Origin of the sequence: Sphingomonas sp., from assembly GCF_042095875.1 — a bacterium.
In the GTDB taxonomy this organism is placed as follows: domain Bacteria; phylum Pseudomonadota; class Alphaproteobacteria; order Sphingomonadales; family Sphingomonadaceae; genus Sphingomonas.
Genome location: NZ_JBELMJ010000001.1, coordinates 114,660 through 138,914 on the forward strand (window position 1 = coordinate 114,660; position 24,255 = coordinate 138,914).

20 protein-coding genes, 2 tRNA genes and 1 pseudogene are annotated in these 24,255 nt (G+C 68.0%); 9 read left to right on the forward strand and 14 right to left on the reverse strand.

Going from position 1 to position 24,255, the window contains the following annotated elements:
• The first annotated feature begins 35 nt into the window (after nucleotides 1-35).
• Nucleotides 36-2,771: a preprotein translocase subunit SecA gene (gene secA / locus ACFDS6_RS00605; protein WP_375270166.1), complete on the forward strand. Its 2,736-nt coding sequence runs from the start codon at nucleotides 36-38 to the stop codon at nucleotides 2,769-2,771.
• A 161-nt stretch (nucleotides 2,772-2,932) separates the two neighbouring features.
• Here secA and ACFDS6_RS00610 read toward each other — a convergent pair whose 3' ends face one another.
• Complete coding sequence (locus ACFDS6_RS00610; protein ID WP_375270167.1) at nucleotides 2,933-3,526, reverse strand: hypothetical protein; 594 nt, start codon at nucleotides 3,524-3,526, stop codon at nucleotides 2,933-2,935.
• Between the two features lie 442 nt (nucleotides 3,527-3,968).
• Between ACFDS6_RS00610 and ACFDS6_RS00615 the strand changes: the two genes are divergently transcribed.
• On the forward strand, nucleotides 3,969-4,217 hold the full coding sequence (locus ACFDS6_RS00615) for a hypothetical protein (protein ID WP_375270168.1): 249 nt from the start codon (nucleotides 3,969-3,971) through the stop codon (nucleotides 4,215-4,217).
• Between the two features lie 383 nt (nucleotides 4,218-4,600).
• On the opposite strand, the gene ACFDS6_RS00620 is transcribed toward ACFDS6_RS00615, so the two are convergent.
• The 3 genes from ACFDS6_RS00620 to moaA form a co-directional block, all read right to left on the reverse strand.
• A tRNA-Asn gene (locus tag ACFDS6_RS00620) sits at nucleotides 4,601-4,675 on the reverse strand.
• A 75-nt stretch (nucleotides 4,676-4,750) separates the two neighbouring features.
• Nucleotides 4,751-5,530 (reverse strand): NAD kinase, encoded by a 780-nt coding sequence (locus tag ACFDS6_RS00625; protein ID WP_375270169.1) that lies wholly within the window; start codon nucleotides 5,528-5,530, stop codon nucleotides 4,751-4,753.
• Nucleotides 5,527-6,540, reverse strand: a complete 1,014-nt coding sequence (moaA, locus tag ACFDS6_RS00630; protein ID WP_375270170.1) for a GTP 3',8-cyclase MoaA — start codon at nucleotides 6,538-6,540, stop codon at nucleotides 5,527-5,529. Before moaA ends, ACFDS6_RS00625 begins: the two co-directional genes overlap by 4 nt.
• A 108-nt stretch (nucleotides 6,541-6,648) precedes the next feature.
• On the opposite strand from moaA, the gene ACFDS6_RS00635 reads away from it, so the two are divergent.
• On the forward strand, nucleotides 6,649-7,899 hold the full coding sequence (locus ACFDS6_RS00635; protein WP_375270171.1) for a GGDEF domain-containing phosphodiesterase: 1,251 nt from the start codon (nucleotides 6,649-6,651) through the stop codon (nucleotides 7,897-7,899).
• Between the two features lie 86 nt (nucleotides 7,900-7,985).
• Here the strand turns inward: ACFDS6_RS00635 and mfd are convergent, their stop codons facing one another.
• Nucleotides 7,986-11,438, reverse strand: a complete 3,453-nt coding sequence (gene mfd / locus ACFDS6_RS00640) for a transcription-repair coupling factor (RefSeq protein WP_375270172.1) — start codon at nucleotides 11,436-11,438, stop codon at nucleotides 7,986-7,988.
• Between the two features lie 34 nt (nucleotides 11,439-11,472).
• On the reverse strand, nucleotides 11,473-11,751 hold the full coding sequence (locus tag ACFDS6_RS00645) for a succinate dehydrogenase assembly factor 2 (protein ID WP_375270173.1): 279 nt from the start codon (nucleotides 11,749-11,751) through the stop codon (nucleotides 11,473-11,475).
• A 92-nt stretch (nucleotides 11,752-11,843) separates the two neighbouring features.
• On the opposite strand from ACFDS6_RS00645, the gene recG reads away from it, so the two are divergent.
• Complete coding sequence (gene recG / locus ACFDS6_RS00650) at nucleotides 11,844-13,898, forward strand: ATP-dependent DNA helicase RecG (RefSeq protein ID WP_375270174.1); 2,055 nt, start codon at nucleotides 11,844-11,846, stop codon at nucleotides 13,896-13,898.
• Nucleotides 13,899-13,908: 10 nt separating this feature from the next.
• On the forward strand, nucleotides 13,909-14,346 hold the full coding sequence (locus ACFDS6_RS00655; RefSeq protein ID WP_375270175.1) for a DMT family transporter: 438 nt from the start codon (nucleotides 13,909-13,911) through the stop codon (nucleotides 14,344-14,346).
• A 12-nt stretch (nucleotides 14,347-14,358) separates the two neighbouring features.
• Here the strand turns inward: ACFDS6_RS00655 and tyrS are convergent, their stop codons facing one another.
• The 4 genes and pseudogenes from tyrS to serS form a co-directional block, all read right to left on the reverse strand.
• A complete protein-coding gene (gene tyrS / locus ACFDS6_RS00660; protein WP_375270243.1) occupies nucleotides 14,359-15,585 on the reverse strand; it encodes a tyrosine--tRNA ligase in 1,227 nt (408 codons plus the stop codon).
• A gap of 40 nt (nucleotides 15,586-15,625) precedes the next feature.
• Entirely contained in the window at nucleotides 15,626-16,819 is a 1,194-nt protein-coding gene (locus tag ACFDS6_RS00665; RefSeq protein WP_375270176.1) for a peptidoglycan DD-metalloendopeptidase family protein, read from the reverse strand.
• A 4-nt stretch (nucleotides 16,820-16,823) separates the two neighbouring features.
• Nucleotides 16,824-17,591 (reverse strand): annotated as a pseudogene (surE, locus tag ACFDS6_RS00670) (5'/3'-nucleotidase SurE).
• The gene (gene serS, locus ACFDS6_RS00675) at nucleotides 17,591-18,865 is read right to left on the reverse strand and encodes a serine--tRNA ligase (protein ID WP_375270177.1); all 1,275 of its coding nucleotides are present in this window, start codon (nucleotides 18,863-18,865) and stop codon (nucleotides 17,591-17,593) included. Before serS ends, surE begins: the two are co-directional and overlap by 1 nt.
• Before the next feature lie 103 nt (nucleotides 18,866-18,968).
• Here serS and ACFDS6_RS00680 point away from each other — a divergent pair, with 103 nt between their 5' ends.
• Complete coding sequence (locus tag ACFDS6_RS00680; protein ID WP_375270178.1) at nucleotides 18,969-19,478, forward strand: host attachment family protein; 510 nt, start codon at nucleotides 18,969-18,971, stop codon at nucleotides 19,476-19,478.
• 74 nt (nucleotides 19,479-19,552) lie between these two features.
• On the opposite strand, the gene ACFDS6_RS00685 is transcribed toward ACFDS6_RS00680, so the two are convergent.
• Nucleotides 19,553-20,542 carry a hypothetical protein gene (locus tag ACFDS6_RS00685; protein ID WP_375270179.1) on the reverse strand — a complete coding sequence of 330 codons (990 nt, stop codon included), beginning with the start codon at nucleotides 20,540-20,542 and terminating at the stop codon, nucleotides 19,553-19,555.
• A 357-nt stretch (nucleotides 20,543-20,899) separates the two neighbouring features.
• Between ACFDS6_RS00685 and dksA the strand changes: the two genes are divergently transcribed.
• The 3 genes from dksA (at nucleotide 20,900) to ACFDS6_RS00700 (ending at nucleotide 21,994) form a co-directional block, all read left to right on the forward strand.
• On the forward strand, nucleotides 20,900-21,352 hold the full coding sequence (gene dksA / locus ACFDS6_RS00690; RefSeq protein WP_375270180.1) for an RNA polymerase-binding protein DksA: 453 nt from the start codon (nucleotides 20,900-20,902) through the stop codon (nucleotides 21,350-21,352).
• A gap of 127 nt (nucleotides 21,353-21,479) precedes the next feature.
• Nucleotides 21,480-21,833, forward strand: coding sequence for a PilZ domain-containing protein (locus ACFDS6_RS00695; protein ID WP_375270181.1), 354 nt, complete (start codon nucleotides 21,480-21,482; stop codon nucleotides 21,831-21,833).
• A gap of 74 nt (nucleotides 21,834-21,907) precedes the next feature.
• Nucleotides 21,908-21,994: transfer RNA gene (locus tag ACFDS6_RS00700), tRNA-Leu, on the forward strand.
• Between the two features lie 358 nt (nucleotides 21,995-22,352).
• Here ACFDS6_RS00700 and ACFDS6_RS00705 read toward each other — a convergent pair.
• From ACFDS6_RS00705 to ACFDS6_RS00715, 3 genes are all read right to left on the reverse strand, one after another.
• On the reverse strand, nucleotides 22,353-23,087 hold the full coding sequence (locus ACFDS6_RS00705; RefSeq protein ID WP_375270182.1) for a Crp/Fnr family transcriptional regulator: 735 nt from the start codon (nucleotides 23,085-23,087) through the stop codon (nucleotides 22,353-22,355).
• Between the two features lie 144 nt (nucleotides 23,088-23,231).
• A complete protein-coding gene (locus tag ACFDS6_RS00710) occupies nucleotides 23,232-23,696 on the reverse strand; it encodes a cytidine deaminase (RefSeq protein ID WP_375270183.1) in 465 nt (154 codons plus the stop codon).
• A 5-nt stretch (nucleotides 23,697-23,701) separates the two neighbouring features.
• A complete protein-coding gene (locus ACFDS6_RS00715) occupies nucleotides 23,702-24,184 on the reverse strand; it encodes a UPF0262 family protein (RefSeq protein WP_375270184.1) in 483 nt (160 codons plus the stop codon).
• Nucleotides 24,185-24,255 lie beyond the last annotated feature (71 nt).

Sequence of the window (24,255 nt, forward strand, 5' to 3'; positions counted from 1 at the left end):
GCGCCTGCGCCGCATCCAGATACAGGATTTGCACCATGTTCGGTGGCATCGCCAAGTCGCTCTTCGGGTCGTCCAACGACCGTTACGTCAAGTCTCTCAACCCCATCCTAGCCAAGATCGCCTCGTTCGAACCCGCGCTGCAGGAGATGGACGACGCGACGCTCGCCAATCAGACGGTGCTGTTCCGCGAGCGGCTGGCGAACGGCGAGACGCTCGACCAGCTCCTGCCCGAGGCGTTCGCGACCGTGCGCGAGGCGGCGCGGCGCGTGCTCGGCCAGCGCCACTATGACGTGCAGATGGTCGGTGGCATCGTGCTCCACCGCGGCGAGATCGCCGAGATGCGCACGGGCGAGGGCAAGACGCTGGTCGCGACGCTCGCGACCTACCTGAACGCGTTGCCGGGCGAGGGCGTCCACGTCATCACGGTCAACGATTATCTCGCCGCGCGTGACGCAGACTGGATGAGCCGGGTGTACGGCTTCCTGGGGCTCACCACCGGCGTGATCGTGCCGAACCTGTCGGACGAGGAGCGGCGGCAGGCGTACGCGTCGGACATCACCTACGGCACCAACAACGAGTTCGGCTTCGATTACCTGCGCGACAACATGAAGTACGAGCGCAGCAGCATGGTGCAGCGCCCGTTCGCGATGGCGATCGTCGACGAGGTCGATTCGGTGCTGATCGACGAGGCGCGCACCCCGCTGATCATCTCCGGCCCGACCGACGACAAGAGCGAGCTGTACATTAGCGTCGACGCGGTGGTGAAGCAGCTGGACGAGGGCGATTACGAGAAGGACGAGAAGCAGAAGACGATCGTCCTGACCGAGGACGGCACCGAGAAGGTCGAGCGCATCCTGGAGAGCGCCGGGCTGCTGGAGGGCGCGAACCTCTACGATTTCGAGAACACGCAAGTCGTCCACCACCTGAACCAGGCGCTGCGCGCGAACGTCATGTTCAAGCGCGACGTCGATTACCTGGTCAAGGACGACAAGGTCATCATCATCGACGAGTTTACCGGGCGCATGATGGACGGACGCCGCTGGTCGGACGGCCTGCACCAAGCGGTCGAGGCGAAGGAAGGGGTGCAGATCGAGCCCGAGAACCAGACCATGGCCTCGATCACGTTCCAGAATTACTTCCGCATGTACCCCAAGCTGTCGGGGATGACCGGCACTGCCTCCACCGAAGCGGCCGAGTTCTTCGACATCTACAAGATGAACGTCGTCACTATCCCCACCAATCGGCCGATCAACCGCGTCGACGAGGAGGACGAGTTCTACAAGGACACGCACGACAAGTTCCGCGCGATCGCGAAGAAGATTCGCGAGCATGCCAGCAAGGGCCAGCCGGTGCTGGTCGGCACCGTGTCGATCGAGAAGTCGGAGCTGCTGAGCGAGTTCCTGCGTCAGGAAGGCGTCGACCACTCGGTGCTGAACGCACGCTACCACGAATCGGAGGCGCATATCGTCGCGCAGGCGGGACGGTTGAGTGCGGTGACGATCGCGACCAACATGGCGGGCCGCGGCACGGACATCCAGCTGGGCGGCAACCTGGAGTTCCGCGCCGAGGACGAGCTGTCCGGCATGCCCGAGGGGCCGGAGCGTGAGGCTGCGCTGGAGCAGATCAGGCAGGAGATCGCGGTGGAGAAGGCGCGCGTGCTGGAAGCGGGCGGGCTGTTCGTGCTCGGCACCGAGCGGCACGAGAGCCGGCGCATCGACAATCAGCTGCGCGGGCGCTCGGGCCGCCAGGGTGATCCGGGGCTCAGCCGCTTCTACCTCAGCCTCGAGGACGACCTGCTGCGTATTTTCGGGCCGGACACGTTATTCGCGCGCATGATGCGATCGAACCTGGAGGACGGCGAGGCGATCGGGTCGAAGTGGCTGACCAAGGCGATCGAGACCGCGCAGAAGAAAGTCGAAGCGCGCAACTACGACGTGCGCAAGCAGGTCGTCGAGTATGACGACGTGATGAATGACCAGCGCAAGGTGATCTACGAGCAGCGCGCCGACATCATGGACGCGGACACGGTCGGCGACGTGGTGGAGGACATGCGCGCGGAGACGGTCAACGCGATCGTCGGCGATGCCTGCCCGCCCAACTCCTATCCCGAGCAATGGGACGTCGAAGGGATGAAGACGCAGCTCGCCGAGGTGCTCAACATCCAGCCGCCGGTCGACGAGTGGCTGAAGGAAGAGGCGATCGACCCCGAGATCGTCACCGAGCGTGTTCAGGCGGAGGCCGACGCGAGCGTCGCGGCGAAGTCGGCCGACCTGGAGCCGGAAACGTGGACGCAGGTGGAGAAGTCGATCCTGCTCCAGAACCTCGACCATCACTGGAAGGAGCATCTGGCGACGCTCGACGCGCTGCGTCAGGTCGTGCACCTGCGCGCCTACGCGCAGAAGACGCCGATCAACGAGTACAAGCAGGAAGCGTTCTCGCTGTTCCAGCGCATGCTCGACGCGATCCGCGTCGACGTGACCAAGACGATCGCGCAGGCGCAGTTCCGGATGGAGCCGCTGCCCGAACTGCCGGAGCTGCCCGACTTCATCACGACGCACTTCGACCCGTTCACCGGCGAGGACAATTCCAACGATGTCGATGCGGGAACCTTGGGGCTGATCCAGACGCAGCTGCCGCCGATGCAGATCGTCCAGCCGACGCCGGTCGAGATGGGTGACGATCCCGCACAGTGGGAAGGGCAGGTCAGCCGCAACGCGCCGTGTCCGTGCGGGTCGGGGCGCAAGTACAAGCACTGCCACGGCGCGGTCTGAGTTAACGGAGGTGGTTGGCGCGTTGGCAGCGACGCGTCAGCCCGCCGCCCGGAAGATGTGCGATGAGCGCCGGAGTCCGACACAACGGCGCGCGGTGCGTCACGTACGAGAAAGGCTTCCCACCTCGCGGCAGGAAGCCTTTTTCTTGTCGGTAGAGAATATCAGCGCGCTTCGGGTAGCTTGATCGTCGGCCCGAGCGTGCTGATGACCTGCCGCGCATCGAAGGCGCGCACGTTGCCGGGCTCCGGGCGGCCCCTGAACATCACGATCTCGGCGCTCGCCTCGTAGCGGTCGACCGTGCGGACATCGGCGCCGCCGCCCCAGCCGCCCCAGGGATTGCCCCAGAACGGATCCCACGAGCGATAGCCGAACCGCCCGTAGAAGCCCCAGCGCGGACCCCACAGGCCACCGTACGGCCCGAAGCCCGGACCCCACGCGCCTGGAGTCGAGTAGGTCCGTGCCTGGCGATCGGTGTCGCGATCGGCCATGACGAAATAATCGTAGCCGTTCTGCGTGGTGAGTTCCGCCGCGCGGAACAGCAGGTAGCGCTCCACCACGTCGCGGTCGGTGACAGAATTGCCCGCGAAGGTCACGCGGTAGCGATCGGGCGTTATCCGCGTCTCGGTGTAGCCGGTGCGATAGAAACCGGAACCGGTCGCCGGTCGATAGGCCGTCTCGGTCGCGCAACCCGCGACCACGCTGGTGCTCGCAGCGAGCGCGATGACCAGCGCCGTGCGATTCAATCTCCTCAACATCTCATATTCTCCGCTCACGCCCGGCTGGGCGCGACCAGAGTCGCGTAGCCGATGCGAGTGGAACGTGCGATGAACGGAAATGCTCCCGACGCGCGAAGTCGCTGCGATCGCACGCTTTTCGCGGTCAATCGGCGCGCGGCCGCGGGAACAGCGCCAGCGCCACCGGAACGGCCACGAACGACGCGGCGACCAGACCCATTGCAATTTCGAATACCAGCATCTGTCATCCTCACCCAAGTGCGCAGTTTCTGAACTGTCTGCCAATCGAGTGTGGCGCGATGACAACAAAGGCGCAAGAAAAAGCACGGCCTTGAGATGAATATTGCCGCGGATGGCACCAAAGACGCCTTGCCCTGTTGAGTTATCACCGTCAGGTACGCATCGTGCCGGCTGGTAGTCGCAAAGCGGCATGGCCGGGTCGAACATCGAAGGAGTATAGAACATGCTAAAGAAGATTCTCGCCACCGTTGCTGTGGCATCGCTGTCGATCTCGCCGGCGCTCGCCGCCACCAACTCGGCGTCGAGCCCGTCGATCGCCAAGGTCGCCCGCGCGAACGCGCCGGCCGGCAAGCAGAGCCAGCTCAACGGCGGCAGCTTCGGCTTCGTCGGTCTCGCCATTCTGGCGGGCATCGTTGCCATTGGCGTGATCGCGATCGTCAACGGTGACGACGACGACGCGGACAGCAACTAAGACGATCTCGCCCGGCGTCTCCGCGACGCCGGGCGTTTCTCTGAATGATTGCAGCCGCCCGCCGAGCGGTCTGGCAAAGTCGGGCCTGCTCGGCAGTGCCTGCGTTGGATGATCGCCTTGTCTGAAGGCGTCACGCTCCTCTGAAATCATACCTGCTGAAGCGCCTCGCAACGTGGCAGCTCGAAATCAGAGAACCCGTACCGTCGAGTGGCCAAATGACGCCATCGTCACCACGCAGACCAAACCGCCCTAGAGATAGTGAAGTGCTAAGACGCTCTGCGTCACGCCAAGTCTGATTGGGCGTAGGCTATCGCTGATTGAAGCTCATGACCTTGGCTGGAGGCAGAAGGTCTGCGCCCAAGGGCCCACATCACAGCATAAAATGGCTCCCTGAGTAGGATTCGAACCTACGGCCGCTCGATTAACAGTCGAGAGCTCTACCGCTGAGCTATCAGGGAACGCTGTGCGGAGCCGCGTCTATAAAGGCTGATTTCCGACGCGCAACCCCTTTTTGCCACGCCGCGGCGCGTTGGTCAGACGACGAACTGTTCCATGGAGATGCGGTCGTCGAGCGCGTGTTCGGGATCGAACAACAGGGTAAGTTCGCGCGCGCGGTCCATACATACCTCGACGCAGGCGACGTCGCGTATCTCGCGCTGGTCGGCGACGGCGGATACCGGTCGCTTGGACGCGTCGAGCACGCGCAGCGTTATGCGCGCGCGGTCCGGCAGGATCGCGCCGCGCCAGCGGCGGGGACGGAACGCGCTGATCGGCGTCAGCGCGACCATCGCGGAGCCGAGCGGCAGGATCGGGCCCTGGGCGGAGAGATTGTACGCGGTGGAGCCTGCCGGCGTGGCGACGAGGATGCCGTCGCACGACAGTTCCTCCAGCACGACGCGGTCGTTGACGGTGACCTGCAACTTGGCGGTCTGCCGCGTCTCGCGCAGCAGCGACACTTCGTTGATCGCGGGCAGCGAGTGGACTCGGCCGTCGATGCCGGTGGCGGTCATCGACAATGGCGTGACCTTGAACGCCTTGGCACGCCGGATACGCTCCTCCAGCCCGTGACGACGCCATTCGTTCATCAAGAAGCCGACAGTGCCCAGGTTCATGCCGAATACGGGCACGAGCGGCTTGCGGCGTTCCAGCAGCATGTGCAGCGTCTGCAGCATGTAACCGTCGCCCCCAAGTGCGACGACCAGATCGGCCTCCTCGACCGGCACCCAGTCCCACGCATCCGCCAGTTCGGCACGCGCCGCCTGCGCGGGCGGCGTCGGCGAGGCGACCAGGGCCCGCCTCGGGAAGTCGTTCATCCGCCGGTGACGCTCATGTGCCGGGCGACTGCTGGCGCGCGGTCGCGCTCGATGCGGAAGTCGTGGCGGCGCGGCTTGGTGGCGAGCGCACTCTCGATCGCGCCGTCGAGCCCCGCAGTGCCGCCGTCGCGCAGCGCCTGGCGCAGGTCGCGCTGGTCGTCGTGGCCGAGGCAGGTGTACAGCTTGCCCTCGGTGGTCAGGCGAACGCGGTTGCAGCCGTCGCAGAAATTAGCGGTGAGCGGCGAGATCAGCCCGAGCCGCGTCGCCGAGCCGTCGACGCGCCAGTAGCGCGCCGGGCCGCCGGTGCCTCTCAGATCGCGCTCCAGCGTGAACCGCGACTCGATCCGCTCCTTAACCGCGGTCAGCGGCATGAAGCGATCGGTTCGGTCCTCCTCGACCTCGCCGAGCGGCATCGTCTCGATCAGCGTCAGGTCGTGGCCCTCGTCGATGCACCACGCGAGCATGTCGCCGATCTCGTCCTCGTTGAAGTCCTTGAGCGCGACGGTGTTGATCTTGACGCGCAGGCCGGCCGCCTTCGCGGCGTCGATCCCGTCCAGCACCTGCTGCACGTCGCCGTGCCGGGTTATGAAGCGGAACTTGTCCGGATCGCGCGTGTCCATGCTGACGTTGATGCGTCGCATGCCTGCGCCCGCCAGCAGATCGGCATATTGCGTCAGCCGCGTGCCGTTGGTGGTCATCGTCAACTCGTTCAGCCCGGCACCGACGTGCCGGCCGAGCCGCTGCACGAGGTCGATCACGTCGCGCCGCACCAGCGGCTCGCCGCCCGACAGGCGGACCTTGTCGACACCGCGCGCGATGAAGCGTTCGGTGATGATCGCGAGCTCATCGAGCGTCGCGATCCTGTCGCGGGGCAGGAACGTCATGTGCTCCGCCATGCAATAGCGGCAGCGCAGATCGCACCGGTCGGTCACCGACACGCGAAGGTACCGGATGGTGCGGCCGAAACCGTCTACCAGCGACGGCTCGGTGCTGTTCGCGGTCGAGGTCATGGCGAGAGAATTAAGCGGGGTCACGGCGGGTCACAAGAGTATGACGAATGATTGGCGGCTTGGTTGCGTCGCGCTACACGGAAGACGGGGCGGCGAAGGGACGGGTTGTTGGGAGAAGAAGGTCGAGCGCGGCGTCGCAATGACGAAGACACCGGCAACCAACCGGTTGCGCGCTGGCTGGCGCACGATCGCGCGGTGACGGTCGCGATCGTCGCGCTCGCGAGTTTCGAGATCATCAATGCGGCCTACGGCCGGGACACCGGTGACACGCTGGTCGCCGCCGCGAAGGATCGCATCGAGCGTGCGCTTTCTGCGACCGGCGAGGGAGAGGTGCTGCGCGAGGGCGCGGTGTTCACGCTGGCGCTGCCGGTGACACTCGACGCCGCCCATCCGCTCATCACCGCGATCGAGTTCGCGCTGGCGCAGCCGTTCCTGGTTGGTGGAACGACGGTTCACGTCGGCACGCGGATTGGGGTCGCGAGCGGGAAGGGGGAGCAGGCCGAAGCGCTCGTCGCGCGCGCGCGTGCCGCGCTCGGCGAGGCGCGGGTGCTGGAGGGGGCGACGACGCGGATCGCGCCGCCCGCGCCCGATCGACCGATCGCGCAACTGGCCGCCGACCTGCACCGTGCGATCGCGCGCGACGAGATCGCGGTCATGTTCCAGCCGCAGGTCGCGTTCGCGAACGGCCGGATCGTCGGCGTGGAGGCGCTGGCGCGGTGGCGTCATCCCGAACTGGGCGAACTGGGTGCGCAGATATTGCTGGCGGCGTCGGACCGCGCCGACCTGGGCATCGCCTTGTCCGATCACATCCTGTCGCGCGCGCTGGCGAGCGTGGCCGAGTGGCCCGACACGCTCGCGCACCTGCGCGTCGCGGTGAACGTCACCGCGGCGGACCTCGCGCGGCCCGACTTCGCGGCGCGGTTCCTGACGCGGGTCGACGCGAGCGGGGTCGCGCGGTCGCGCGTCGCGGCGGAGATCACCGAGGGCGGGCTGATCGACGATCTGGACAGCGCGACCGAATTGCTGACCGCGTTGCGCGACGGCGGCTGCCACGTCGCGATCGACGATTTCGGCACCGGCTATTCGAGCCTCGCCTACCTGACCGCATTGCCGGTCGATTACCTCAAGATTGACCTGCGACTGACGCAGAGCATCGTCGGTGATCGCCGCCACCGCGTGGTGGTGGAGGGCGTGATCGCGATCGCGAACGCGCTGGGGCTGGAGACGATCGCGGAGGGTGTCGAGACGGAGGAGCAGCGCGCGCTGCTGGAGGCGCGGGGGTGCACCTACTACCAGGGCTTCCTGTGCGCGGGGGCTACCGACGTCGCCGGGCTGGTGCGCCTAATCGAGCGGGTGTGAACCGTTCGGCAGCGTGAGCGGATTGAAGAAGTAGGTGTCCCACTCGCGTCGCCCCACTGCCGAGTCTCTCGATTAGGACAGGTGAGTCAGCCGGCCGCCTTCGCCAGACCCTTCGACAATTGCAGCGCGCCGTTCAGCCGTGCCTTGGGGTCGCCCCAAGCGCGGCTGACCGCGAGCTTGCTGTCGGGGCGCAGCTTGGCGATCGGGCCGAGCTTGTCGACATAGGCGAGCAGGCCGGAGACGTTGGGCGGCTTGTCGTCGTGGAACGCGACCAACGCGCCCTTGGGCCCGACGTCGAGCTTGGAGATGCACGCCTTCTTCGCGTTGAGCTTGATCTCCATGATCTTGACGAGGTTGTCGGTCGCGTCGGGCAGCGGGCCGAAGCGGTCGATCATCTCGGCGGCGAAGGCGTCCAGTCCGGCGCGCTCGTCGACGTCGTTGAGGCGGCGGTACAGCCCCATGCGCAGGTCGAGGTCGGGGACGTACTCCTCCGGGATTAGGATCGGCGCGTCGACGGTAATCTGCGGCGAGAAGTCGCGCGGCGCGTCGCGCAAGCCGCCCGCCTTCGCGTCCATGATCGCTTCCTCCAGCATCGACTGGTAGAGTTCGTAGCCGACCTCCTTGATGTGTCCGGACTGCTCGTCGCCGAGCAAATTGCCAGCACCGCGGATGTCGAGGTCGTGGCTAGCGAGCTGGAACCCGGCGCCGAGCGTGTCGAGGTCGGAGAGCACCTTCAGGCGCTTGTCCGCCGCCTCGGTCATCTGGCGCTCGGGCGGGCTGACCATATAGGCATAGGCGCGCGTCTTCGATCGCCCGACGCGACCGCGCAGCTGGTAGAGCTGCGCGAGGCCGAAGCGGTCGGCGCGGTTGACGATCATCGTATTCGCCGAGGCGATGTCGATGCCGCTCTCGATTATCGAGGTGGAGACGAGCACCTCGAACTTCTTGTCGTAGAATGCGCTCATCCGCTCCTCGACCTCGGTCGGGCTCATCTGGCCGTGCGCGACGACGAAGCGGATCTCAGGCACCTCCTTGCGCAGGTATTCCTCGATGTCGGGCAGGTCGGCGATCCGCGGGGTGACGAGGAAGCTCTGCCCGCCGCGGTAATGCTCGCGCAGCAGCGCCTCGCGCAGCACGACCGGGTCCCACGGCATGACGTAGGTGCGCACCGCGAGGCGATCGACCGGCGGGGTCTGGATCACCGACAGTTCGCGCAGGCCCGACATCGCCATCTGGAGCGTGCGCGGGATGGGCGTAGCCGTCAGCGTCAGCATGTGCACGTCGGCACGCAGCGCCTTCAACCGCTCCTTGTGCGTCACCCCGAAGCGTTGCTCCTCGTCGACGATGACGAGACCGATTCGCTTGAAGTCGAGTCCCTTGGCGAGCAGCGCGTGCGTGCCGATGACCATGTCGATCGTGCCGTCCGCCAGCCCCTCCTTGGTCTTCTTCGCCTCCGCTGCGGGAACGAGGCGCGAGAGCCGCCCGATGTTGATCGGAAAGCCTTCGAAGCGCTGCGAGAAGTTGGTGAAATGCTGCCGTGCGAGCAAGGTGGTCGGGCAGATCACCGCCACCTGCATCCCCGCCATAGCGGCAACGAACGCGGCGCGCAGCGCCACCTCGGTCTTGCCGAAGCCGACATCGCCGACGATCAGCCGGTCCATCGGCTTGCCCGCCGCCAGATCGGCCAGCACGTCGCCGATCGCGCGATCCTGATCGTCGGTCTCCTCGTACGGAAAGCGATCGACAAAGGCGGGGTAGCCCGCGCTGTCCGGCTCGGCGACCTCGCCGGGACGCAGCGCGCGCTCGGCCGCGGTCTTGATCAGCTCACCCGCGATCTCGCGGATGCGCTCCTTCATTCGGCTCTTGCGCCGCTGCCACGCCTCACCGCCCAGCTTGTCGAGCGTCGCACCTTCCTCGCCGCTGCCATAGCGCGACAGCACCTCGAGGTTCTCGACCGGCACGTAGAGCTTGTCGCCGCCGGCGTAGCTCAAGGCCACGCAGTCGTGCGGTGCCTTGCCGACGGGTATCTGCATCAGCCCTTCGTAACGGCCGATCCCGTGGTCGCTGTGCACGACCAGATCGCCGGGCGAGAGCGTCGCCAGTTCGGCGAGGAACGCGTCGGCCGACTTGCGTCGCTTGGCACGGCGGACCAGCCGGTCGCCGAGCATGTCCTGCTCGGTCAGCACCGCGACGCCCGGCGCGGTGAAGCCGTGATCGAGTGCGACGACGGTCAGCGCGACGCCGCGCTCGGCCGCGCCCAGCGCCTCCTGCCACGTGTCGGCGAGGCGCGCGCCGGTGAGGTCGTGGTCCTCCAGCAGGCTCTTCAACCGCTCGCGCGCGCCGATCGAGTAGCTGGCGAGGATGGCCTTGCGGCCTTCCTTGCGCAGCCTGGCGACGTGCGCGACCACCGCCTCGTAGACGTTGGCCTGGTTGGCGCGCTCGGGCGCGAAGTCGCGCGGGCCGTCGACCTCGAAGTCGAGCACGCGCGCCGATGGCGGCTCGTGGAAGGGAGAGATCAGGTGCGCGGGCGCGGCGGTGACCTCCGCCTGCCATTCCTCGGCGTCGAGGTAGAGCGTCTTGGCGGGCAGCGCGCGGTAGCTGCCGGGCTCGGCCGCCTCGGCACGCTTCCGGTTCTCGTAATAGTCTGCGATCGCCTCCAGCCGCGCCTCGGCCGCTGCAGGCGCACCGCTGTCGCGCACGACGACCGCGTCGCCGAGGTGATCCCAGAGCGTCGCGAGCTTGTCCTCGAACAGCGGCAGCCAATGCTCCATGCCCGCCAGCCGTCGCCCGTCGCTGACCGCCTGATACAGCGGATCGCCGGTCGCGGTGGCGCCGAACTTCTCGCGGTAGCGGGTGCGAAAGCGCTTGACGCTGTCCTCGTCTAGCAGCGCCTCGGACGCGGGCAGTAGGACGAAGCCATCGACGCGGCCGGTCGTGCGCTGATCGGCGGGGTCGAAGGTGCGGACGGTCTCGATCTCGTCGCCGAAGAAGTCGAGCCTGAGCGCCTGTTCCTCGCCGCTCGGGAACAGGTCGACGATGCCGCCGCGCACCGCATATTCGCCCTGGTCGTGGACGGTGTCGGTGCGGACGTAGCCGTTCGCCTGCAACAGCGCGGCAAGCTTGTCGCGGTCGATCCGCGCGCCGGGTTTCAACTCGGCGACGAGCTGCCGGATGCGGAACGGGGTCAGCGTGCGCTGCGTCGCGGCGTTGACGGTGGTGAGAAGGAGCTGCGGGCCTTTGGGCTTGGCCTGCAACCGGTGGAGTGCGCCGATTCGCTCCGCCATGATGCGCAGCGTCGGCGAGGCGCGGTCGTAGGGTAGGCAGTCCCACGCGGGCAGCTGGACGATCTCCAGCTCGGGCGCGAACCAGGTCGCGGTCGCCGCCACCGCGCGCATCTGCGCCTCGTCCGCCGCGACGTAGACGGCGCGCAGGTGCGCCGCGCGCGCAATGTCGGCGAGGAGCGAGGGCAGAAACCCCGACGGCACGCCCGACAAGGTCAGCGGTACGGTGGCGTCGAGGATCGTCTTCAAGTCGGGCAAGTGGCGGCTATCCGTCTGTGGTGGGGCGTGAGGGTCAGGGGAGTTGGACGAAGTCGAGCGAACGCATGCCCTGCATCATCGGTCCGTTCCACTGCGGCGGGCAGGCGATCGAGCCGATCGCCCAGCCCATGATGTCGACGTCCTGCTCCTCCAGCAGTGCCTCAAACCAGGCGAGCTCGTCCGCGCTCCAGCGCTCGTGATGCGCGTCGAAATAGCCGCCGATCATCAGATCGGCCTCGCGCGTGCCGCGGTGCCACGCGCGGAAGCGCAGGCGCTTGATGCGGATGTCCTGATCGGTCGTCGGGTCGGTCATGCGCGCGCGCTCCGCGTGAAGGAAGGTTTGCCCGGGCCCGACGCTTTCTCTGGCAAGTCGGGGAGCGTGTAACTAGGTCAGCGCATGTAGTCATGCGCCCCGATATCCTCAATCCGCTGTTCGCCGAGGTCACGTCGCTGAAAGGTGTCGGGCAGGCACTGGCGCGCCCGCTCGAGCGATTGCGGATCGCGCGCGTCATCGACCTGCTATTCCATTTGCCGAGCGGGTGGATCGACCGGCTGCCGCGTGACGAGTTGATGCAGGGCGACGTCGGTCGCACGATCGTCATCACGCTGACGGCGCGCGACTATCGCACCAGCAGCTCGCCGCGCGCGCCGACGCGCGTGCAGGCGACCGACGCGCACGGCAATTACGTCAGTCTGACCTTCTTCGGCGGGTCGTCGGGTTGGGCGAAGAAGCTGTTCCCGATCGGCGATGCCAGGCGCGTGTCGGGCAAGCTGGAGCAGTACGGCGATCAGCTGCAGATGGTGCATCCCGAGCCGATCGAGGACGGCGACGCGATCCGCGAGCGCGAGGCGATCTACCCCTTGTCGGAAGGGATCACGTCGAAGCGGATCGCCGCGCTGGTCGCGCAGGCGCTGACGCGCGTGCCGAGCCTTCCCGAATGGATCGAGCCGAGCCTGAAGGCGAGACACGACTGGCCCGACTGGCACGAGGCGGTCGCGCGCGTCCACGCCGACCCGGCGGATACGACGGCGCGCGCGCGGCTCGCCTTCGACGAGGTGTTTGCCAATCAGCTCGCCTTGTCGATCGTGCGCGCGGATACGCGGCGGCGGCGCGGGCGCGCGCTGGCGGGGGACGGGCGCCTGCGCGACATGCTGCGGCTGCCGTACGCGCCGACGGGCGCGCAGTCGCGGACGGTGCGCGAGATCGAGGGCGACCTGGCGCAATCGGCCCCGATGCTGCGGCTGCTGCAAGGCGACGTCGGCGCGGGCAAGACGCTCGTCGCGCTGATGGCGCTGCTGATCGCGGTCGAGGCGGGGGCGCAGGGCGCGATGCTCGCACCAACCGAAATCCTGGCGCGGCAGCATTACGCGTCGCTGCGGCGGCTGCTCGCCGGGTTGCCGGTCGAGGTCGCGGTGCTGACCGGGCGCGACAAGGGACGCGCGCGCGAGGCGACGCTGATGGGGCTCGCCGACGGGTCGATCGACCTGCTGGTCGGCACGCACGCGATCTTCCAGGAGGCGGTCGGGTACAAGGACCTGGGGCTGGTCGTGGTGGACGAGCAGCACCGCTTCGGCGTCGCGCAGCGGCTGCTGTTGCAGGACAAGGGGCACGTGCCGCCGCACGTGCTGGCGATGACCGCGACGCCGATCCCGCGGACGCTGACGCTCGCGCGCTACGGTGAGATGGACCAGAGCCAGCTGGACGAGATGCCGCCGGGACGTGAGCCGATCGAGACGCGCGTCATGTCGGAGGAACGGACCGACGAGGTTGTCAACGCGCTCGGCCGTCACCTGTCGGAGGGCAAACAGGCGTACTGGGTCTGCCCGCTGATTGAGGAGAGCGAGACGAGCGACCTGCAGGCCGCCGAAGCGCGCGCCGAGACGCTGGTGGCGCGGTTCGGCGCGCGCGTCGGGCTGGTCCACGGTCGCATGAAGCCGGCCGAGAAGGACGCGGTGATGGCGCGGTTCGCGGGCGGCGAGCTGGGCGTGCTGGTCGCGACCACGGTGATCGAGGTCGGCGTCGACGTACCCAACGCGACGCTGATCGTGATCGAGCACGCCGACCGCTTCGGTCTGGCGCAGCTCCACCAGCTGCGCGGCCGCGTCGGGCGCGGCGGGGGCAAGTCGGTGTGCCTGCTGCTGCGCGGTTCGGCGCTGAGCGAGACGGCGCGCGCGCGGCTCGCGCTGATGCGCGAGACCAACGACGGATTTCGCATCGCCGAGGAGGATTTGCGGCTGCGCGGCGGCGGCGAGATGCTGGGCACGCGCCAATCGGGCGAGGCGGTGTTCCGGCTCGCGACGCCCGAACTGCTGGGAGAACTCCTCCCTTCGGCGACCGACGACACGCGGCTGCTGATCGACCGCGACGGTGGGCTGGCGGGCGCGCGCGGGCAGGCGGCGCGCGTCGCGCTCTACCTGTTCGATCGCGATCAGGGTGTGCAACTGCTCCGGTCGGGCTGAGGAGAGGCGGGTGCAGACCCTGTTCCCGATCTTGGCCGTGCTGCTGGCCGGCATCGGCGTCGCGCTTCAACCGCCGACCAACGCCGCGCTCGCCAAGGCGTCGGGATCGGTGTGGCTCGCCGCGCTGATCTCGTTCGCGGTCGGCACCGCGGCGCTGATGGTGGTGTGGCTGTTCGACTGGACGCCCTTGTCCGCCACCAGGGCCGCACCCTGGTGGGCGTGGCTAGGCGGGTTCTACGGCGCGGCGTTCGTCGCCGCGCTCGCCTTCGCGTCGCCGCGGCTCGGATTGGCGGTAACGCTGACCGCGGCGATCGCGAGCCAGCTCGTCACCGCGATGATTGTCGACCGCTTCGGGCTGCTCGGGCTGCCGCAGCAAGCGATCACCCCGGCGCGGCTGGTCGGCGTCGCGCTGGTGATCCTGGGCGCGGTGGTGGTGCGACGCGGCTGATCGGACCGGCGATCAGGCGGGATTGATCATCCCGTGGTGCTTCTTGCCCGCCGAGACGCGGACCGGCTCCGCGCCGATCGTCACCACGGCTGCCTCGTCACCGACCTTCTCGCCGCCCACGCGCGCGCCGCCGCCCTTTACAAGGCGGCGTGCCTCGCCCTTCGAGCCCGCGAAGCCGAGCGCGACCAGCGCGTCGACCAGCGCGATCGCGCCCGACGCGGTGATCGACGGCAGCGCCGCGCCGCTCGCGCCCTCCTCGAAGGTGCGCCGCGCCGTCTCCGACGCCTCGTCGGCTGCGGCGCGCCCGCGGCACAGCGCGGTCGCCTCGTTGGCGAGTACCTTCTTCGCTTCGTTGATCTCGGCGCCGCCCAGCGCCTCCAATCGTTCGATTTCGCCCAGCGGCAGGTCGGTGAACAGCCGCAGGAAGCGCCCGACGTCGCGGTCGTCGGTGTTGCGCCAGAATTGCCAGTAGTTGAAATGCGGCAGCTGATCCTCGTGGAGCCACACCGCGCCGTCGACCGACTTGCCCATCTTCGAGCCATCAGCCTTGGTCAGCAGCGGCGTGGTGAGCCCGTACACCTCCGCGCCGTCCATCCGCCGCGCGAGGTCGACGCCGTTGACGATGTTGCCCCACTGGTCCGACCCGCCCATCTGCAACCGCACGCCGCGGCGGCGGTGCAGCTCGGCGAAGTCGTAGCCCTGCAGGATCATGTAGTTGAATTCGAGGAAGCTGAGCGACTGCTCGCGGTCGAGCCGGAGCTTGACCGAGTCGAACCCGAGCATCCGGTTGACCGAGAAATGCTGCCCGACCTCGCGCAGGAACGGGATATACTCGAGCTTGTCGAGCCACTCGGCATTGTTGACCATCACCGCGTCGGTCTCGCCATCGCCGAAGGTCAGGAAGCGGTCGAAGATGCGCTGGATGCCCGCGATGTTGGTATCGATCACCTCTTGCGACGACAGCTTGCGTGCCTCGTCCTTGAAGCTCGGATCGCCGATCTTGCCAGTGCCGCCGCCCATCAGCACGATCGGCTTGTGCCCGGTCTGCTGCATGCGCCTGAGCATCATCACCGAGACGAGATTGCCGACGTGGAGCGAGGGCGCGGTCGGGTCGAAGCCGATATAGCCCGGCACCACCTGCCGCGCCGCGAGCGCATCGAGCGCGGCGGCGTCGGTCGCCTGGTGGATGTAGCCACGGGCGGAAAGCGTGCGGAGCAGATCGGACGTGTAATCGGTCATGTCGGCGGGGCGCTTAGCATCACCCATGCCCGAACTGCTACTATCTACGTGGCAGCTGCGTCGTCGGGTCGACCGGCGTGCGACCGCGACGCAGCTCGAAGTGCAGCTCGGGGCGGTCGGCGAAGCCGGTGTCGCCCGACAGCGCGATCGTCTGCCCCTTCTTCACCGCCTGTCCGCGCTGGACCAGCAGCTTGCTGGCGTGGCCGTAGACCGAGGTCCAGCCGTTACCGTGGCGAACGATGACGAGCCCCCCCAGCGCCGCGATCCCGTCACCGACATAAGCGACGGTGCCGTCGGCGGTGGCCTTGACCGGCGTCTGCAGCGGCGCCGCGATCTTGATCCCGTCGTTGCGCTCGCCCGAGCCGCCGGGGCCGAAGCGGCGAACGAGCTGCCCCGCGACCGGCCAGGCGAACTGGCCGGGCGTGCCGATCGGGGCGGCGACGGGCGTGGTGGCGGCGAGGACGCGGCGCGTCGTGGCGACGGGCCTGGCGGGCGCCTGATTGATCGCGACCGCGGGCTCGCCACCGGTCAGGATCGAATCGACGTCGAGCGTGAAGGCTGCGGCGCGCTGCGCCGCCGACACGGTGCGGGTCGGCTCGCCCGGGATCAGCATGCGCTGCCCGGTGCGCAGCGTGTAAGGCTCGGCGAGCTGGTTGGCGGCGATCACCTGCGACCACGGCACGCCGTAGGCGCGCGCGATCGCGATGCCGGTCTGGCCGGCGCGGACGAGGTGATAGCGCCCGCCGGGGATCGTCAGACGCTGCCCAACGCGGATCGTGTAGGGCGCGACCAGGTCGTTCGCGCGCGCGATCGCCTCGTCCGCTGCGCCCGTGCGGTCGGCGATACGGCTCAGCGTGTCGCCGGCGGCGACCTCATAGTCCTGCGTCGCGACCTCGGTCGCGTCGGCCTGGACCGGCCGGGCCTCCCAGGCGGGGGCGGGGGCGGGCAGCTGCGCGACGCCGGTCTGCCTGTCGATCACGGTGCGGGCGGCGACGCTGCGATCGGCGGCGGGCAGGTCGCGCGGGAGCGGTGCTGTCGCCCGATTGTCGCGCCCGCCCGGCCGCTCGTCACCGCGTGGCGGGTAATCGCCGTCGCGCTGGCGCGACCAGCGGTCGTCCGCGCGCGCGGGCGGTGGCGCGGTGTCGTATGGTCCGCTGTCGACGCCGCCGGGGATACAGCCCGCTTGCGTGCCGCCGATGAGGAGGATGCACCCCGCCAGCGCGACCCGCTTCATCTCGTCACTCCTCGTCGTACGCGCGCGTGAGCGAGGCGAGCGACGCCTCGTGAGTCAGGTCCAGGTGCAACGGCGTGACGGTGATCCACCCGTCGGCGACCTGCGCCAGATCGGTGTTGCCGCTGGACGCGGTCGCGATGCTGCCGAGCGCGAGCCAGTGATAGTCGAAGCCGCGCGAGTCCTTGCGCGTCTCGAACCGCACGCGGCCGTAATCGCGCAGCCCCTGGCGAACGGCCTTGATCCCGCGCACCTCGCCGGGTTCGCCGGCCGGGAAATTGACGTTGACGACGGTGCGCGGCGCCCAATCCATGTCGACCAAGGGTCGGATCGCGCGAACGCCTCATGCCTCGGCGACCGCGAACGACACGTCGTCGCCGGGTTCAAGCGCGCCGTAGCGTTGGCTGAGTGCGATCGAGCGGATGCCCGCGAGCGCACCCTCCATCGCCGCCGAGACGGTGCCCGAATACATCACGTCCTCGGCCAGATTGCCGCCACGGTTGACCCCCGACAGGATCAGGTCGGGCGCGCCGTCCATCAACTCGGCCAGCGCGATCATCACCGCGTCGGTCGGCGTGCCCGAGACGGCGAAGCGCCGGTCGGCGAACTTGCGGACCCGCAACGGCCGGGTGAGCGTCAGCGAGCGTCCGGTCCCCGACTGTTCCTCGGACGGCGCGACGATCCACACGTCGTCGGACAGCGCGGCGGCGATCTTCTCCAGCACCGCGAGCCCGGGGGCATGATAGCCGTCGTCGTTGGAGAGCAGGATGCGCATCAGCGCGGGCTCAATCGGTCGACGCCGCCCAGATAGGGTTGCAGCACCGTGGGCACCGCGACCGAACCGTCCGCCTGCTGATAATTCTCCAGCACCGCGACCAGAGTCCGCCCTACCGCCAGCCCCGATCCGTTGAGCGTGTGGACGAAGCGCGTTGCCTTCTCGCCCTCGGGCCGGTAGCGCGCGTTCATGCGACGCGCCTGAAAGTCGGTGCAGGTCGAACAGGACGAGATCTCGCGGTAGCGGTCCTGCCCCGGCAGCCAGACCTCCAGGTCATAGGTGCGCGCGGCGGTGAAGCCCATGTCGCCGGTGCACAGCTTCATCCGGCGATAGGCGAGGCCGAGCGCGTCGAGCACGCCCTCTGCGGTCGCGGTCATCCGCTCGTGCTCGGCCTCCGATCGGTCGGGTTTCACGATTGACACCATCTCGACCTTGTCGAACTGGTGCTGGCGGATGTAGCCGCGCGTGTCGCGACCCGCCGACCCCGCCTCCGAGCGAAAGCAGGGCGTCAGCGCGGTGAAACGCAGCGGCAGTTCCGCCTCGCTCAAAATCTGCTCGCGTACGATGTTCGTCAGGCTCACCTCCGCGGTCGGGATCAGCCAGCGACCGTCGGTCGTCTGGAACAGGTCCTCCGCGAACTTGGGCAGCTGCCCGGTGCCGAACATCGCCTCGTCGCGCACCATGACGGGTGGGATCACCTGCTCAAAGCCGGCCGCGGTGACGTGGTCGAGCATGAACTGGCCGAGCGCGCGCTGCAGCTTCGCCGCGGCGCCGCGCACCAGCGTGAAGCGCGCACCAGCGAGCTTCACCCCCGTCTCGAAGTCAAGGCCCAGCGCGGGGCCGATCGCGTCGTGCTCGCGCGCCGGAAAGTCGAACGCCGGGCGCGTGCCGCGCTCGTGCACCAGCAGATTGTCGTCCTCGTCCGCGCCGACCGGCACGTCGGCGGCGGGCACGTTGGGCAGGCCGGCTAGCAGCGCGTCGAGATCGGCTCCGAGCCGCGCTTCCTCCGCCTCGATCTCGGGCAGGCGAGCCTTGAGTGTCGCAACCTCGGCCATCAGGTCGGCGGCGCGCGGCTCGTCGCGCTGCGCCTTGGCCGCGCCGATCGCCTTCGACGCCTCGTTGCGGCGCGCCTGCGCGGTCTGCGCCTCGGTGATCAATGCGCGGCGTTGCTGGTCGAGCGCGACGATCCGCTCGGCCGACGCGGCGACGCTTCGCTTGTGCATGGCGTCGTCGAAGGCGGCGGGATCGTCCCGGATCAGGCGGATGTCGTGCATGGTGAGCGGGCTATGGCAACCGGCTTCGGACGGTGCAACCCGTGCGGCGCAACCTGCGCGGGCGGGCCTGCGTTGAACAGGGGTGCTATCAAAGGAGAACGCGATGCAGGTCCCCCACAATTCCGTCGTGCTGGTAGCCGACGGCCGCAAGCTCTTGTTCCTTCGCAACGAGGGCGACGCGGAATACCCGAACCTGGTGGTCGAGACCGCGCGCGAACAGGTGAACCCGGCCAATCGGGATCAGAAGACCGATGCTGCGGGTGGTTCCTCGTCGACGCAGTCGGGGCCGGGGGCGCCACCGGTCGCGCAGGGCGGCTCGGGCCACGGTGGCGGCAGCGGCGCGCAGTTCGCGCCCTCGCGCGGCAGCATGGCGGAGACCGACTTCCACCAGCTGGAGGAGGACCGCTTCGCCGCGGACGCTGCCGAACTGCTCAAGAAGCGCGCGCTCGCCAACAATTACGATTCGCTGATCGTGGTCGCGCCGCCGAAGACGTTGGGCGAGCTGCGCAAGCACTATCACAAGGAGGTCGAGAACCGGCTGTCGGGCGAACTGGACAAGGACCTGACGGGTCACCCGATCGACGAGATCGAGAAGGCACTCGTCGCGGCCTGATCGACGGTAAACAGAGAAAAGGGGTCGGTGCAGCGATGCATCGACCCCTTTCTCGTAGGTGCGGGACGTGAGGATCAGGCGTTGGTCGCGGGCTTCGCCATCCGCTTGCGCGCCACCAGCGCGGCCGCCGCGGCGCCGAACAGCAGCATCATCGGCGGGGCCGGCACCGGCGCGGGCGAGCCGTTGCTCGACCCAGGCGTCCCGCCGCAATTCCCGTTCTTGCAGCCGCCATTGTTCCAACCGTTGCTCGAGTTCCAGCCGTGGCTCGACCCCCAGCCCTTCGAGCTCGAGCCGTAGGACGACGACGAGCTGCTGGTCGAGCTGATCTGGCCCTGACCCTGACCCTGACCCTGACCCTGACCCTGCGCTTGGCCCTGACCCTGCTTCTGGTCCTGATCCTGCTTCTGACCCTGGTTCTGGCTCTGCTCATTGTTGTTGTGGTTGTTATTCTGATTCTGATTGTTGTTCAGGTTCTGGTTGTTGCTGGAATTGTCGTTATTGTTCTTGCTCGAATTATCGGCGTTGTTCTCGTTCTTGCTCGAGTTATCGAGATTGTTCTCGGACTTGTTCGAGTTGTCGATGGCGTTCTTGTTCGAATTGTCGATCTCGACCTTCGCGCCGCCGGTCGACGACGAGGTGGAGGTGGACGAGACAACGATGGCGCCGCTGCTGCCGCTGCTGCCGCCCGATCCGCCGAAGAAGCCGCCGGCGAAGAAGCCACCGCCGCCGCCGCCGTAGAAGCCGCCGCCGCCGATCGCCGGGGCGAAGCCGCCGCCACCGCCGCCCACGAAGGCGGGCACGGGCTCGGGCAGGGGCACGGGGATCGGCGCGCCGGTGCTAGCCACCGTCACGGTCGTCGCGGCGCAATTGTTGCCGGCGCTGCGCACGATGCGACGCACGCGGCCCTTGCTGCTGTAGCTGCGGCGAACGACGCGGTGCGTCGCCTTCTTGGCATAGGCGGTGCGGTGCTTGGACGTTTCCGCCACGTGCACCGCGCCACCACCGATCAGCGCGCCACCGCACGTGCACGCGCAAAGTTTTGCCAAGGCCATCCGTACAGACATGCCATCACTCTCTCGTTGGCGACGAAGCGAACCGTCGCGAAATCCAAAGCAGCGCTTGCGCTCCGCCCATGCCGCTAAAGTGCCGAACAAAGCTTTAAGTGCAACGCCGTTAACCACCATTGTCACGCCCGGCGCGCTTTGTATCGCCCGCCGCACGCCCGGATCATGGTTAACGTGTCAGGCTGGGACTGTTCGGCCGATCTCCGTCCCATTTCGTTCAGGACGGCGTCATCGACATGATCGTACGGAAAACGTGCTGTTCGCTTGTCGTTATGTACGGCCGCGGTTATAGGCCCCGCCAGGGGGCGCACGGGCGGTGTTGACGATCATTCCTGGCGCGCAGGCGGGAGAGTGTCGATGGCTACGGTGTTGAATCGTATTGATGAATTTACGGGCGCAACGGACGTCGACGCCGACTATCGGCCCAGCGCCAACGAAGCGTTCATGAACCCGCGCCAGCAGGCGTATTTCCGCCAGAAGCTGTACGATTGGAAAGAAGCGATCCTGCGCGAGAGCCTGGGCACGCTGTCGCAGCTGCAGATAGACTCGCTGCGCGAGCCCGACCTGACCGACCGCGCGTCGAGCGAGACCGATTGGTCGATCGAGCTGCGGACCCGCGACCGGCAACGCAAGCTGGTGTCGAAGATCGACGCGGCGCTCCGCCGGTTGGAGGAGGGCGAGTACGGTTACTGCGAGGTGACGGGCGAGCCAATCAGCCTGCAACGGCTGGAAGCGCGGCCGATCGCGACGATGACGGTCGAGGCGCAGGAGCGTCACGAGCGCAACGAGAAGGTGTCGCGCGACGATTGATGGCGTACCGGTGACGGCGCGCTGGTGACGGCACACCGGCGATGGTAAGCGCTTCTTTACCGCCGCGCCGGTAAGGCGGCAGGGAGACCGGCAGGCGGTGGGATCAATGGAGCATTTGGGAAAAAGCGTGTTCGAGCACGACCCCGGCGTCAACGCCGGCACCCCTGCGACGCGCGGACGCGACAGCCTTTTCCTGATGGCGCAGCTGCGCGTCGGCGGCGGGGCGCCGGTCGAGGTGCGCGTGCGCAATCTGTCGGCGGGCGGACTGATGGTCGAGCTGCCGTTCCCGATCGCGCCGGAGGGCAACGTCGAGGTCGATGTTCGCGGGCTCGGCTGGATTGCGGGGCGGATCGCGTGGCAGATCGAGGGTCGGGCGGGCGTCGCCTTCGATCGCGAGATCGATCCGCAGCGCGCGCGCAAGGCGCCCGGCGACGCGCAGCCGACGGTCAAGCGGTTCGGCGCGGCGGCGTTCAAGCGCTGAGCCGTGGCCGGGCGGGCGGTGGCACAAACCGTCTGGACGCCGGCCATTTTGCCTGCCAGAGGAGCGTCATCCACGCGGGCGTGGTGGAATTGGTAGACGCGCTAGACTCAAAATCTGGTTCTGGAGACAGAGTGTCGGTTCGAGCCCGACCGCCCGTACCACCCCTCGGTGGCCGACCGCAGGCAGAGAGCCGGGTCAACAACTTGTGAAATCGACGGTGGCGGAGCGCCTGCTGACTGGTGCCTGACGATCGCGGATCGGAAGGTTAGTCGAAAGTGAGGCCAAGACGGCCCGCAGTGCTGGCGAGATCACTCCGACTCAGCGCCACATGCAAAAAGGTTCAGCGTAGCGACGATCCGCCGCTTTAGGACAGTCTTTTCGAGGCATTCACGGTCGAGATGATGCCGCGAGCATCATCGCTCGCTCGTCATGGCCGCATCGGCGCCAAGGATGAAGCTTGAGACTCGGACGATCCCCGCCGGCCTCTCTGCCGACAGGGGGGGCGCACCCCGATCCCGTTCAGTCTAGCGACGCGCTCGGCTCGCCGGCGATCCACGGGGCGAGATAGGATCGGTCGAACGCGGCGGCGCGGGTGAGGGCGGGGGCGTCGAGGACCGTGAGCTCGTGCTGCGACAGGTCGATGACCCGCTCGTTCCTGAGCCGCTGGATGACGCGGTTGGTGTGGACGGCCGTGATGCCCAGCGCGTCGCCGATCTCCTCCTGCGTCAGCGGCAAACGGCACCGGCCGCGCGCCGCGAGCCCGACGGTCGAGGCGCGGACGTAGAGTTCGCACAAGAGGTGCGCGACGCTCTGGTAGGCGTCGGTCGAGAACAGCAGCCATTTGCGCAACACCGCCTCGTCGATCAGCTTGGCGCGCCAGATCGCCTGGTTGATCGCCGGCTGTCGCGCGGCGACCGCGTCCACGGCCGCGGCGTCGAGCCGACCGACGACGCAGTCGGTGATCGCGATGATCGCGTGATCCATCGACGCGTGACAGATCGCGTGTATGCCGCAGAAGTCGCCCGGCAGCATGAAGCCGGTGATCCGGCGCGAGCCGTCGGCGCGCACCTCGTAGCGTGCCGCCCAGCCGGACAGCAGCACGTGGAAGTGGTCAGGTCGCGCGCCCTGCGTCAGCAGCGCGCGCCGCCGCGCGACCGGCACCTCGTCGATCGACAGCGCCTCCAGCGCGCGGCGATCCTCGTCCGTCAACGTGACCAGACTTGCCATTTTGGTGAGCAAGGCGCTCTGCTGCATCTATTCCCACCCCGGTCTGAACCCGTATGCGCGCAGAACATGCGCCGGTGGTTAGATAGAGGCTTCGCGCGGCGGCGCCTTGATCCCGATCAATGTCTCAGGGTCGCTGACCTTTTTTCCGATACCCGCGTCGTCGATGTCGACCTAGTCGATGCCGAGGTCGGCCGGTCCGAACGCGTCGGGCAGGAGTTCGGACAGACGGTAGCTCGCGATTGCCGGTCCTTCGGCGCCGGCGCAATGCACCACCACGTCGCGGCGGCCGAGTTGCGCTGCCTCGTTGATGACCTGTCGACAGCGGCCGCAGGGGCGCACCGGATCGTGCCCGGTGGCGCGGCCCGCCGCGTCCATCGCGCCGCCGATCACCCCGACCGCGACCACGTCGCGCAGCCGTCCCTGCGCCGACACGCTCGCGATCGCGACGGTCTCGGCGCACAGCGACAGGCCGTAGCTCGCATTCTCGACGTTCGCCCCGGTGACGACGCTGCCGTCGCTCAGCAGCACCGCCGCGCCGACCGCGAAGCGCGAGTAGGGCGCGTGGGCGTGGCGCGCGGCGTCGCGCGCGGCGGCGATCAGCCGGGTTGCGTCGCCGCTCGCTTCTTCGGGGAACATAGAACTCAAGCCTTGATGTGGAGGACGCAGATGAGCGTGAACAGGCGGCGCGCGGTGTCGAAGTCGATCGCGATCTTGCCGTCGAGCCGTTCCTTCAGCAGCTCGGCCGCGTCGTTGTGGATGCCGCGGCGCGCCATGTCGACCGTCTCGATCTGCGCCGGGGTCGACTGGCGGATCGCTTGGAAGTAGCTGTCGCAGATCGCGAAATAGTCGCGGATCGGGCGGCGAAAGCGCGCGAGACCGAGGATCAGCGTCTCGAGCGGGGTGTCGTCCTCGCGCTTGATCTGGATGACCAGCCGGCCTTCCTCGACCGACAGCAGCACGCGGTACGGGCCGGCGTAATTGTCCGGCGTGGCGCGCTGCGGCGCGAAATGGTTCTCCTCGATCAGGTCGAAGATCGCGATCCGGCGCTCCTGCTCGATATCGGCCGAGCGCCACAGGATCGTGCCCTCGTCGAGCTGAATGTCGATGATCCGCGGATCGGCCATTTGGTGTCGATAGACACGAAGTGCGCGGGCGACAACGTGTCCGAGGGGGCGGTTATCACCGCCATTCACCG